This is a genomic window from Candidatus Paceibacterota bacterium (assembly GCA_035452965.1).
Classification (GTDB): domain Bacteria; phylum Verrucomicrobiota; class Verrucomicrobiia; order Limisphaerales; family UBA8199; genus UBA8199.
This window is the reverse complement of the sequence record DAOTCE010000006.1, coordinates 69,187-81,897: the sequence shown is the minus strand read 5'-3', so window position 1 is coordinate 81,897 and position 12,711 is coordinate 69,187. Positions and strand designations below refer to the sequence as shown.

The following is a 12,711-nucleotide window of genomic DNA, read 5'->3' as shown; positions in this document are numbered from 1 at the left end:
TGATGTGAGGAGACCGGGTCAATCCGGGCCTACGCCAAGAACTTGCAGAATGCGTTCGAGTTCGGCGTCGCTAAAGAACGTGATTTCCAGGGCGCCCTTGCCTTGGGCGTAACGCAAGTTAATCTTGGTCCCAAGCCGCTCGCGCAACTTGCTTTCGAGGCTGGCGATGTGGGCATCCCGGGTCAGCGGCGTCACAGGGACGGTCCTGCCGGAGGATCCGGATTCACGAGCCTGAAGACGCGCGACCAAGGCCTCGGTCTGACGAACGTTGAGGCTCTCCTTGAGAATGCGCTCGGTGGCCAGCTTCTGGTGCTTCTCCGTGGCCAGCCCCAGGATGACTTTGGCGTGGCCGACGGAAAGGCGGCCTTCGCGGAGGCTGGCCTGGATCTGGGCCGGAAGTCTCAAGAGGCGCAAGGCGTTGGCCACGACGGCGCGGCTCTTGCCAACCTTGGTCGCCACCTCGTCCTGCTTGAGCTGAAATTGCTCGATGAGCTGCGCATAGCCGTGGGCTTCCTCAATCGGGTTGAGGTTCTCACGCTGCAGGTTCTCGATGAGCGCCAATTCGAGCATGGCACGGTCATCGGCTTGTCGCAGGATTACCGGGACCTCCGCCAGGCCAAGCAATTGGGCGGCGCGCCAGCGGCGCTCGCCGGCAATGAGTTCAAGAGCTCCATCGCGCTCGCGGACAATGAGCGGTTGGACGATGCCTTGTTCCTTGATGGAATCGGCCAGCTCGCGCAGGCCCTCGGGCGAAAAGTCCTTCCGCGGCTGGAGCGGGCAGGGGCGGATACGGTCCAGCGGGACGCGCCGCACGCGTTCGCGGTCGTCGGCTGTCACTGCAGCACCCGGAGTTGTATCTAGAGCTGGCGCCGCAACTGGTGGTTTGGCGATCGGGGTGTTGCCCAACAACGCCCCCAAGCCGCGGCCCAAAGCTGGCTTTGCCATGAGCCGAGAGTGTCGCAGGGCAGGGAAGTTGTCAATTCTGCTGCGCGAGTCGGAAGAAGCGCACGGTGTTGGTGGCGTGGAGTATGAAGATGTAATTAGCCAAGTCCACAGCCCTGCTACGGAACCCTGAAAATGCGGTACACCATAGATTTACGTGGCTGGCCAAAGGTGACTATCATCCGTACCATCCGGATGGCTCAGGCATAGGGACGGCAAGGGTAACACTGCTCCCGAGCCAAGACGGGATAGGCACTATGACTTCCAAATCCGCGCACTGTCCATTTGTTGGACAGTGATGCTACCCACCTGCCTGTTCCAGTCCCCGCCGACCCCGGCACCTCTGGCTTGGGGTTACTGTGGCGGCACGGTGGTGCTATGGTGTGTATCCCATGGGGAGCGCTCCCCATGGGATACACACCGTCGCCGGACCGCATTGGCATGCCATCCGCAAGCCAACGCCTGCGCACGACCACCATAACGACGCCATCGCCCGTCGGGCGAGGGCGCTGGAGATAGGAAGAGGGGTGCGAGACGGTGAATTGCCAGCGGGGTTCCCGGGAATTCCAATGAGGACCGTATTTGTGGAAGTGGGCGCACGATTTCACACGGGTCTTTACGATCCTGTGTGCGGGGTGGTGGCTGAAACCAATCGTGATGAAGTTGCTCGACCGCAATGAGACAGTTTGTGGCGTCATTCACAGGTTGGCTCGGCCAGAACAGGCGTTTCCCCAAGGATTTTGATGAATTGTGTAACAGCACGGCGCCAGCGACGAACCGCTCAATGCCAGCGCAGGGGGTCCTGACATAATCGCCTCGGAACCTGACTTCGAGCCGACAAGCGAGATTCCTTCGGGACCACCCTTTTTGACGGGGGACGGCAGCCGTTACCGGCGCTACGCCGCCGCTGGTATTTGGCGACCCGGCCAGGTTGTGCCGTGGCTGACTTTCTGGCAATCACTGCCGCGCAGGCTGGCGAAAGCCAATCGAAGCGCGTAACCTGTCCGGATGGCACAAATGAATGATGCTCCATTTATGCAACGAAACGGATGGCTTGTGCGTTTGCTGGCGTTGACCGCCGCGGTGCTGGCCTGTCGCGGTGCCCGGGCGCTGGAGTTTGAGAAGTTGCTGGCCATCACCACGGCGGACAGCGTGCGGATCGAGGTCGCTCCGAAGCATGGGGCGGCTTCGGGCGGTTTGGAATTTCGGGCGGCCATTACGCAAGCCGGCAACGGCCGGCTTCTCTGGGAGGGGCCGCTAGGGCAAATCGCTCCAGGCGCCGCAGAGGGGGCCTCATTCACCAAGACGATCGCCGACCTCAAGCCCGTGCTGTGGAGTCCTGAGTCGCCGGTGCTCTATAATCTTGAGGTGAGCGCGACCAAAGGCAGCAATACGGTGGCCTCCAGGACGGTGCGCATCGGCTTCCGTTCCTTCGAAATTCGGGATGGCCAATTCCATTTAAACGGCCGTCCGGTGTTCCTGCGCGGCATCGCGATCAACCCGCCCGGCCGCACCATCCCGCCGGAGGTCGGCGAGTCGCGGGCGTTCGCCGAGGCCTACGTGCGGTACCTGAAGTCTCAGAATGTGAACATCTTCCGTCTGACAATTGATGAGTCGCAGGTTTGGTTCGATGTCGGCGACGAACTGGGCATGATGATGTATGCCGGGCGCTATGGCTCACCGCCGGAGACTGGCGAGGGCAAGCGCGTTGCGCCGAAGGAGTTTGACCGGTGCATTGCTGGATATCGGAAGCTCTTCGAGGGCTGCGCCTCGCACCCGTGCATCGTAATGTATCTGCTGGCGAACGAGCTGCCGGTCTCCGGCGAGCGGGGGAAGGCGTTCAGCGATCTGCTGGTCCGCGCGCATGCGGCGTTGAAGGAGTGGGACCCGACCCGCCCGTATATCGGCAACGCGGGCTACGGCGAGGGCCGGGAGGGCGATGTGTGCGACGTGCACCGGTACTGGGGCTGGTATTACAACTCGTTTCTCACCTATTACAACTTGCGGGACAAGCTCTACCCCCGGCCACTCTTTGGCGATCCGGCGAAGAACCAGCCGCTGACATTCACCGAGTGCGTGGGGTCGTTCACCGGCTGGAGAGGCGAGTTTAACATTGTGCGCAGCAAGCAGCTCGCGCCGCAATTGGGGTGGGTCGGCCACTCGGCGAACCTGCGCGAAGACTCGCTGGAGTATCAAGCGTTCATGGTCAAACAGGCAACCGAGTCCTTCCGCCGGATGCGCCCGTTGAATCCGCGCCTGGCGGGGCTCATGCCGTTCACGATCCTCTTCCACAACTGGTCGGGCATTTCGGCCTTCGAGCAGATGAAGCCCAAGCCGGCGATGGAGCAGCTTGGCGTTTCCTATCAGCCCGTGCTGCTGAGCTGGGAGGTGTGGACGCCGCAGGTGTATGCCGGCACGAGGCTCCGGGCATTCGCGCACGTGATCAACGACGCCGAGGATGGCGCCGCGCTGACAAATGCCAAACTGGTATATCGTTTGCAGGCGAAGGGCGGCGGCGAATTCTGCCGGGGGAGTGTGAACTTGGGTGCGCTTCCCTACTTCGGGACCTGGAGGGGGGAAGTGACGCTCGAATTGCCTGCCAGTCTGGCGACGGGGGAATACGCTATTTCGGGCGTTGTTCTCGAGGGAGAGCGCATGGTCTCTACCAACTGGGTGGGGGCGTTTGTCGCAGGGAGCGATTGGAAAAGGTCTGTCCCGGCGCCGGAGCCGGCGGTGTGCCTGTATGATCCTCCTGGCCGGACGGCGGCGTCGCTAAAGCGGCTCGGCCTGGGGTTCAAGGATGTCTCCGGCGCTGCGGCCTTGCCGCCGGGGATGACCGCCCTGGTCATCGGTGAAGGGGCTTGGGACAAGGCGCTTGGCGGGCAGAAAGAGACCCTGCGGCGTTTCGTCCAGGAAGGCGGGCGCGTGTTGTGCCTGGGGCCGATGGACGGAGAGTTCGAGCGTGACTGGTTGCCGGAAGCGGTAACGCCTCTGAGCGGCTCGGCCAACGACACGCCCTACCCGCCCGCGACTCGGCCGTTCCGCGAGCAGATGAACGTCAATCCGGAACGTCCCAACCATCCGGTGTTCCAGGGCCTCAATCGTCGCCGGCTTAGCCTCTGGTCAGATTACACGGACTGGGATGAGACCAAGGCGGGGTTCCCGCGCGTATATCCCGTCACCGCGGGGTTCAAGCTCCAAAACCCGGAAGCGCTCGCACGCACGGCGATCCTGGCCGACTATGACCGGGGCCTGGAGGGCGTTGCGTTGTGCGAGATGTTTGACGGGGCGGGTTCGGTGGTTCTGTCGGGATTTGATCTAGTGAATCGGGCCGGGCTGGACCCTGCGGCCGACCGGCTACTGGCCAACCTCGTGGCGTACACGGCAACGAAAGCGGGCCATGCCGCGCATCCGCTGATCGAATCGCCGATACTATGGGGAGACTACATCACCGAGCGCGGGGTGATATGTGGGTCGCTTAACGGCTTGGTTGTCAATGCCGAGTGGCGCGCGCCGCCCACGAATCCGAACGCGATTCCCCTGGAGCCGAACACAGGCTCGTGGAACATGGACCCCGGCTCGCAGTTTGTCCCGCGCGGCCGCAACCCGTTCGGCCCTTACAGTTACAGCACCGCCGCGAGTCTCAGGGACCTCAATCGGGGTTCCACGACTGGCTCTGGCATATTCTGGGCGAGGCTCCCGCCGGGCCGGAAGACCGTCCTAACCAAAGTCAAAAACCCTGCCGCAAGCCCTGCGCATCTCACCGTCGCCGTGAACGGAACGAGTGCCGGGAGTTCGATCGCCGTCGCCCCAGGTCAAACGGTGGATATGCGCTCGCCATTACCGCCCGACGCAGGTGAGGTCTCCGTTCGGTACACGGGGACCAAGGCGCTCATCTTGCTGGAGACCCGGTTCGAATGAAGCCCCCCCTTCAACCTGTGGGGACTTCCCCGCTCGCAGGCAGGCCGCTGCCAAAGGAAATGCTGGTGGATTTGTCTCGGCTCGAACGAGACTATTACGAGCGTCGGCCGGACGTGGGCAACCGCAACCAGTGGGTGAACTTCGGCACGTCTGGACACCGTGGCACGTCCTTGCGCGGCACATTCACCGAGGCGCATATCCTGGCAATCACCCAGGCGATCTGCGATTACCGGCGCCGCCAGGGCATCGACGGCCCGGTGCATGTGGGAAGGGACAGCCACGCGCTGTCTGGGCCGGCGCAGCACACGGCCCTGGAAGTGCTGGCGGCTAATAACGTCGAGACCATCCTACAGCGTGATGACGGAGTGACGCCGACGCCGGTGATCTCGCGGGCCATCCTGGTCTATAACCAGGGCCGGAAGGAGCATTTGGCCGATGGCATTGTCATCACGCCTTCGCACAACCCGCCGGAGGATGGAGGCTTCAAGTATAACCCGCCCCACGGCGGCCCGGCAGAAACGACCGTGACAAATTGGGTTCAGCAACGCGCCAATGAAATGCTGTGCGAGGGCAATGTGGACGTGAAGCGCGTGCCGTTCGACACGGCCATTAATGCGGGAACCACGCACGAGGAGGATTTCATCCTGCCTTACGTGAAGGATCTGCACAGTGTGGTTGACATGGAGGCCATACGGGCGGCGAGTCTCAGGCTGGGCGCGGACCCGCTGGGCGGGGCTGCCTTGCCCTGCTGGGAACCAATCAATTCCATCTATGGGTTGGACATCACGGTGGTCAACCCGAAGCTCGACCCAACGTTTGCCTTCATGACCGTGGATCACGATGGCAAGGTCCGCATGGACTGCTCCAGCCCATGCGCGATGGCGGGATTGGTCGGGCTGAAGAACCAGTACCAGGTGGCGTTTGGCAATGACCCGGACTCCGACCGGCATGGCATTGTGACGCCGTCAGCGGGACTGATGAATCCAAATCATTACCTGGCCGTGGCGATCCGCTACCTGCTCATGCACCGGTCCGGGTGGAAGGCTGAAGCGGCGGTGGGCAAGACGCTGGTCAGCAGCGGCATGATTGACCGGGTGGTTAACCAATTGAATCGGCATTTGGCCGAGGTGCCGGTGGGCTTTAAGTATTTCGCGCCGCACCTGCTGGATGGCTCCTGGTGCTTCGGGGGGGAGGAGAGCGCGGGGGCGAGTTTCCTTCGGCAGGACGGGTCGGTTTGGACGACGGACAAAGACGGCATTCTGTTGGACCTGCTGGCGGCGGAGATAACTGCGCGCACCGGCAAGGACCCGGGGGAACACTTCAGGTCGCTGGTCGCGGAATTCGGGATGCCGTATTACACGCGTATAGACGCAGCGGCCACCCCCGAGCAGAAAGCGCGGCTGGAAAGATTGTCGCCTGAGGCGGTGCAGGCGTCGAGCCTGGCGGGGGAAGCGATCACCGCCAAGCTGACTCGCGCGCCGGGCAACAACGAGCCAATCGGCGGATTAAAGGTGGTGACGGCCAACGGTTGGTTTGCGGCGCGGCCTTCCGGAACCGAAAATCTGTACAAGATCTACGCGGAGAGCTTCCGCGACGAGACGCACCTGCAGGCCATCGTAAGCGAGGCACAGAGCATTGTGCGTCAGGCCCTGGCCAGCATGTAAGGGGCGGATTGAAGGACAAGCCTGGCCGCTGTTTGGTGGGGACACCTCGCCAAGGCAGCCGGGCATTCCCGAGCACGTGCGTCCTGGTGAAACGTCTCAACCTGGAGGTCATTATGGGAAAGCTCCTTTTGACATTCAGTCCAGGCTCCCCCTAAATTGGAAGCAGGAAAGGCAAGCAATTCGCCTATGAAACCTACACAAGTGCTTCACGACCTGGGACAGAGTCTCTGGCTCGATAACATTACGCGCGATCTCCTTTCCAGCGGCACTTTGCGGCGTTACATCGAGGAGTTCTCGGTGACCGGACTTACATCCAACCCGACTATCTTCAATCAGGCCATCACGAGCAGCACCGCTTACGATGCGGCTATCCGCGATGAGGCGCGGGAGGGGAAGACAGGAGAGGCTTTGTTCTTTGATCTCGCGCTGGAGGATCTCACCCGGGCTGCCGACCTGTTTTGGATTGTCCATCACCGCACGAACAGCCTGGATGGCTGGGTATCGCTGGAAGTGTCGCCCTTGCTGGCCTACGACGCCGCGAGCACCCTCGCGGAGGCCAAGGCGTTGCACGCGCGGGCGGGGCGGGCAAACCTGTTCATCAAAATCCCCGGGACGCGGGAAGGATTGCCGGCCATTGAAGAGGCCGTTTTCGCCGGGGTTCCGATCAACGTGACGTTGTTGTTCTCGCGCGAGCAATATGTGGCTGCGGCGGAAGCCTACCTGCGCGGCATCGAACGGCGCATTGAAGCCGGCCTTCCGCCCGACGTTGCTTCGGTCGCGTCGCTTTTCATCAGCCGCTGGGATGTTGCGGTGGCGGGCAGGGTGCCCGCCGGGCTGACCAATCAGCTTGGGGTGGCCATCGCCCGGCGCACCTACAAGGCTTATCGCGAGCTGCTGAACGCGCCCCGCTGGCAGCGCGCATTCAACTGCGGCGCCCGGCCCCAGCGCCTCCTGTGGGCCAGCACGGGAACGAAAGATCCTCACGCATCTGATGTGCTCTACGTAGAGGCCCTCACCGCGCCCTTCACGGTCAACACCATGCCCGAGGGAACTCTGAAGGCCTTCGCCAGCCACGGTCACGTCGGCCCAATCATGCCGGCGGACGGCGGTGACTGCGAGAAGGTCTTGGCGCAGTTCGCCGAGGCGGGGATTGGCGTGGATGCGTTAGCCGCGCGGCTCCAGGCCGAAGGCGCCGACGCCTTCTCCAAATCCTGGAACAAGCTGATGACCGTCATCGCCGCGAAGGCCGAGGCGCTTGGAGTTGCCACCTGACAACATTTATGCCAGAACCAATTACCTCACTTACAGCACTCAACTCCTGGAAAGCCCTGGCCACGCACTACCGGGCCGCCCGCAAATGGCATTTGCGCGAGCTCTTCGCCAGGGACCCCAAGCGCGCAGACCGCATGACGGCTGAGGCTGTGGGCCTGTTCCTGGATTACTCCAAGAACCGCATCTCCGCCCGGACGATTAAGTGGCTGTTGCGGCTAGCCGAGGAATCCGGCCTGCGCGGGCGCATTGACGCCATGTTCCGCGGAGACGCGATCAACCTTACCGAGAACCGCGCCGTCCTGCACGTGGCCCTGCGCGCGCCGAAAGAAGTGTCCATTTCCGTGAACGGAATGAACGTGGTGCCCGAGGTGCACGCCGTGCTGGACAAGATGGCGTGCTTCGCCCAAGACATCCGGAGCGGAGCATGGACTGGTCACACCGGCAAGCGCATTCGGAACGTGGTTAACATCGGCATCGGTGGCTCGGACCTCGGGCCGGTTATGGCCTACGAGGCGCTGAGGCATTACAGCGATCGGACTATGACGTTCCGGTTCGTCTCCAACATAGACGGGGTTGACCTCGTGGAGGCGACCTGCGACCTCGATCCGGCGGAGACGCTGTTCATTGTGTCATCCAAGACCTTCACCACGCTGGAGACCATGACCAACGCGGAGAGCGCGCGTGAGTGGCTGGTAAACGGCCTGGGGGGCGACCGGGCGGCGGTCGCGAGACACTTTGTCGCGGTCTCGACCAGGGCCGAGAAGGTGGCCGAGTTTGGCATAGACACCGCAAACATGTTTCCATTCTGGGATTGGGTGGGGGGGCGCTACTCCCTGTGCTCGGCGATCGGATTGTCCACGATGATCGCAATCGGCCCGGAGAACTTCCGCGCGATGCTCAGCGGCTTTCACCAGATGGACGAGCACTTCCGCACCGCGCCGTTCGAACGGAACCTGCCGGTGCTGATGGCCCTGCTGGCGATCTGGTACAACGACTTCTTCGGCGCAGAGACTGTTGCCGTGCTGCCCTATGAGCAGTACCTGAAGCGGTTTCCTGCTTACTTGCAGCAGTTGACCATGGAGAGCAACGGCAAGCGTGTCACACTGGCGGGAACTGCGGTGGACTACGATACCAGTCCCGTTTATTGGGGCGAACCCGGCACCAACGGCCAGCATTCGTTCTACCAGTTGATCCACCAGGGCACGCGGCTTATCCCGTGCGACTTCATTGCGTTCGCCCAAGCGCTCACGCCGTTGGGTTGTCACCATGACCTGCTGCTGGCAAATGTCTTTGCGCAGAGCAAAGCGCTGGCGTTTGGCATGACCCCAGAACAGGTCAAGGCCGAGGGCGTGCCCGATTGGCTTGTGCCGCACCGGATCTTCGAGGGGAATCGCCCGTCTAACACCATCCTCATCGAACGGCTGACGCCGGAAGCGCTCGGCAAGCTCGTGGCGCTGTATGAGCATAACGTATTCACCCAGGGCGCCCTCTGGAATGTCGGCTCGTTCGACCAGTGGGGCGTGCAACTTGGCAAGGACCTGGCTCAGCGGATTATTCCTCAGCTTGAGAACAAGGCCGAGCCTGAGCTGAGTCATGACAGCTCTACGAACAACCTCATTCGTCGGTATCGCGCGCTGAAAGTGTGGTAGCGCGGCTGTCTGATGCGGACCATGAAGATTCGAGTGCTGGCGGACGCGGCGGCGGTGGCGGTTGAGGCAGCCGAATGCATTGCCCGGGAGGGCAGGGGAGCGGTAGCGGCGCGGGGTCGATTCACCTTTGCCGTGAGCGGTGGTCAGACACCCTGGCAGATGCTGCGCGCACTGGTGCGAGAGGATATCCCCTGGCGAAATGTCTATGTGGCCCAGGTGGACGAGCGTGTGGCCCCTGCCGGTGACCCGGACCGAAACCTCACCCGCTTGCGCGACGCGCTTTTGGAACAAGTTCCGCTATGCCCCGAGCAGGTTTTGGCCATGCCTGTCGATTTGCCTGACCTGGAGGATGCCGTCAATCGTTACGCACAGATGCTCCAGCAAGCCGCCGGCACCCCGCCGGTACTCGACCTCGTCCAGCTGGGGCTCGGTTCGGATGGCCACACGGCCTCCTTAGTGCCGGGGGACCCGGTGCTCAATGTCGCCAAAGCAGACGTGGTGGTTACCGCGGCTTACCAGGGAAGGCGGCGGATGACGTTGACCTACCCTATGCTCAATCGAGCGCGGCGCATCCTGTGGGTGGTAACGGGTGTGGAGAAGGCCGGCATGCTGCTGCGGCTGCGCGATGGGGATATGACGATCCCAGCCGCCCACGTTCGCCGCAACGAGGCCATGGTTCTGGCCGACCAGGCGGCAGCGGCAAAGCTCTGACCCCTTGATGACCCCTATGCGAGCTACTCGTGGGCCGGATGATCGGTCAGCCCGGTGCCTGTCTTGGCTGGATTGTAGAGCCCCTGGCCTCTGATGATGTCAGCCACAGTCGCTGGAACCAGCGATTCAATCGAGCGACCCTCGCAAAGCGCGCGGCGCACTTCAGAGGATGATAGCGAACACCGGAACGCCTCTTCGATGTAGTCGATGCGCTGCCGGTTAGCGTCGAGGTGGGGATTCCGGCGCAGGATTTCTTCAAAGCTCCGGCCGCCCGTATCCCGATACAGGACGAGCACGCGCAATCCGGGGATGGCAAAGAGCCGATGATGCGTCCTGGGCAGCGCATCCAGCCCGCGCAGCAGCACCAGGTCATCCTCCGGATACTCCGCACGCAGTTCCTCGGTGGTCTTGACGACCCGCAAGGGTTCTTTGCTGTAGACCTCTACATCCACAATATCGTAAGCGGCCTCACCCGCGATCGCGGCTTGGACCATCGCCAGTCGTGCCACAGCGGGCGCCAGATCTGGCTTGCGGTAGTTGTCGCCGTTAGGAATGAAGAGGACGCGGTCAAATCCGAGCTGTTCCCGGACGAACTTGGCCAGCGCGAGGTGCCCATTGTGGACCGGGTTGAATGATCCGCCGAACATCAAAGTGCGCCGGGGAGGGTGGCGAACCTGGAGGACCTTGTTACTTTGCCAGAACGATTCCACGGTTCCGGGCTGCCACCATCCCTTCAACTCGGGCTGTGTGATCAACTCCGGCTGGTGAAAGGGCACGACCCCGGGACTCAGCGCAGACCCTTCGGACTGCCTCCCCCGGATCTGAACCAGTCGGTCGCCTTCAAACTTGCGCCCCAGCCTCGACACGGCGATGCGCACCGCAATGTCCTGCAAATGGACGGCTGAGCCGGTCTGGATGTTGTAGTCTGTGTTCGATTGAACATCCTCCGGCGAAATGTCGTAAATGTCCGATGCGGTTCGCACCAGCCAATCGAGGAGGTCCGAGTTGTTCTGCAGCCAGATCTCATAGGCGCGGGTGTAATGCTCGAGCGCTTGCTCCCGCGTGATTATCTCTGCCTGCCAGTCGTAGGCGATCCGCCATCGCCCAACCCCGTAGCGCCGGTCCAGCTCGGCCGCGGTCGACTGCCTGCGCTGGCCGATGTATCCCGGTCGGCCGACGATTCTCCACCCGCCGACGGGCGGAGCAGTCGAAGGCAGCGCCGTTGCAGACGCAACGTTCTCGTATCCCCGGCAAACGGCGCACAGCTTGCGCATCAGGTCCGTAACCGGGTGCGGCTCCGGCGCGCGGAGCGGACCATTTGCCCGCAGGTCCAAGGGATATAGTCGGCCCGTTAGTCGTTGGACAAAGTCAGACAGGACGCTTGCTGACTGAAACATGCTCCCGCGCGCCCCCTGGAACTGGCAATTCCAGGCCGCGGCTGCCTGACCCGCCCGGAGCGCGGCCTCAATCTCAGCGTTGGTACAGGCCGCAAGCGTGCCTGGCTGTGAACACCCCGACAGGTTAAGCACATGAATCGCGATAGCAGTTGTCCAATCCCCGGCGCCCGCGGTATCGCCCGATACGACCGCCGGGAGGGCCCGGAGCGTGACCCAGTCGGAGGACCTGGCTCCCGCGATCGCTCGCCGATAACGCAGTCCAGCCTCCCCCAGTGTTTCAATCTCTAACAGCGGGGAGCGGGAACCCGGCGCATCCGAGAATCCAGGCAGACGGCTGTTCGAGTATTTGAGGACGTGGGCCAGGGCGATCGCCTCGCGGAAGTGTCTCTCGGCCGGGCCTTTTCCGATGCCGGTCGGTTCGAAAACTACCAGTGCGCCACCCGCGGCGGCTTCCTTCGCGAGCAGCAGGTTGCCAGGGGAGGGTCGGTCCAGGAAGAACACGTCGCGTGGCGGCAGGGCAACAAGCTGTTGTTGGGCAGTGTCAAGGCGCACCGGTTGGAAGCCCGGGAGGTACCTGCGACATCGCGGGCAACGGAAAGAGAACGAATGCCGCGATCCCCCATCGGGGTTCGCACGGTTCCGTTGCACGATGACTGGCACTGCCGCCGGCGGGGCCAAGTGGAGAAACTCCGTGCGCAGCCCCCAGAGAGCCAGTTCGGCATTGAACAGGGAGCAGGCTGGGTGATTGAGGTCCAGCCGTCCAATGGGATAGCTCCGCCAGCCCAGGGCGCTCAGGATCGTGAGGACATTGCCGCAAGTGCCACCCAAAAAGCACCAGGCAGAAGAGCCGGGCCCGGAAGGGATGACCACGTCCAGCGCGATCAGACCGGTGCCCAACACCGTGGGCATGCGAGCCCCGGACCTTTGTGCTTCTCTCGTCCTGTCAGTATCGCCACGCGTCATCACACTTCGAATAGTATAGCATTCCTGGCAGTTGGCCATGCCTCCAGACCTCCCCCAAATCGTGCTTCCAGCCGGAGCACGGTTCCCCTTGCCGATGCAGCATTTGCGGCCATTCCAGATTGCCTGGGCGGGTGAACCTCCCCGGAACTTCCTCGGATGCCGGTGCAGCGCCCCTGACTTTCAACAGCAGCC

Annotated in this window: 7 protein-coding genes; 5 read left to right on the top strand and 2 right to left on the bottom strand. The window is 62.7% G+C overall.

The features are described from left to right. Positions 1–18 precede the first annotated feature (18 nt). A complete protein-coding gene (locus tag P5205_07820) occupies positions 19–837 on the bottom strand; it encodes a ParB/RepB/Spo0J family partition protein (protein HSA10265.1) in 819 nt (272 codons plus the stop codon). 1,140 nt (positions 838–1,977) lie between these two features. Between P5205_07820 and P5205_07815 the strand changes: the two genes are divergently transcribed. The 5 genes from P5205_07815 (at position 1,978) to pgl (ending at position 10,159) form a co-directional block, all read left to right on the top strand. Continuing rightward, positions 1,978–4,863, top strand: coding sequence for a glycosyl hydrolase family 2 (locus P5205_07815; protein HSA10264.1), 2,886 nt, complete (start codon positions 1,978–1,980; stop codon positions 4,861–4,863). Then, positions 4,860–6,527: a phosphoglucomutase (alpha-D-glucose-1,6-bisphosphate-dependent) gene (gene pgm, locus P5205_07810; protein ID HSA10263.1), complete on the top strand. Its 1,668-nt coding sequence runs from the start codon at positions 4,860–4,862 to the stop codon at positions 6,525–6,527. The genes P5205_07815 and pgm overlap by 4 nt, the downstream gene beginning before the upstream one ends. Before the next feature lie 186 nt (positions 6,528–6,713). Beyond that, on the top strand, positions 6,714–7,799 hold the full coding sequence (tal, locus tag P5205_07805; protein ID HSA10262.1) for a transaldolase: 1,086 nt from the start codon (positions 6,714–6,716) through the stop codon (positions 7,797–7,799). Positions 7,800–7,807: 8 nt separating this feature from the next. After that, the gene (pgi, locus tag P5205_07800; GenBank protein HSA10261.1) at positions 7,808–9,448 is read left to right on the top strand and encodes a glucose-6-phosphate isomerase; all 1,641 of its coding nucleotides are present in this window, start codon (positions 7,808–7,810) and stop codon (positions 9,446–9,448) included. Positions 9,449–9,469: 21 nt separating this feature from the next. Next, complete coding sequence (gene pgl, locus P5205_07795; GenBank protein HSA10260.1) at positions 9,470–10,159, top strand: 6-phosphogluconolactonase; 690 nt, start codon at positions 9,470–9,472, stop codon at positions 10,157–10,159. A 23-nt stretch (positions 10,160–10,182) separates the two neighbouring features. Here pgl and P5205_07790 read toward each other — a convergent pair whose 3' ends face one another. After that, the gene (locus tag P5205_07790; GenBank protein HSA10259.1) at positions 10,183–12,465 is read right to left on the bottom strand and encodes an adenylyltransferase/cytidyltransferase family protein; all 2,283 of its coding nucleotides are present in this window, start codon (positions 12,463–12,465) and stop codon (positions 10,183–10,185) included. Positions 12,466–12,711: the final 246 nt, after the last annotated feature.

Bases quoted from the DNA above. Each gene is read 5' to 3' on its own strand.
- tal (HSA10262.1), top strand. From the start codon at position 6,714: ATGAAACCTACACAAGTGCTTCACGACCTGGGACAGAGTCTCTGGCTC.
- pgi (HSA10261.1), top strand. From the start codon at position 7,808: ATGCCAGAACCAATTACCTCACTTACAGCACTCAACTCCTGGAAAGCC.
- pgl (HSA10260.1), top strand. From the start codon at position 9,470: ATGAAGATTCGAGTGCTGGCGGACGCGGCGGCGGTGGCGGTTGAGGCA.
- P5205_07790 (HSA10259.1), bottom strand. From the start codon at position 12,465: ATGCCCACGGTGTTGGGCACCGGTCTGATCGCGCTGGACGTGGTCATC.
- pgm (HSA10263.1), top strand. From the start codon at position 4,860: ATGAAGCCCCCCCTTCAACCTGTGGGGACTTCCCCGCTCGCAGGCAGG.
- P5205_07815 (HSA10264.1), top strand. From the start codon at position 1,978: ATGCAACGAAACGGATGGCTTGTGCGTTTGCTGGCGTTGACCGCCGCG.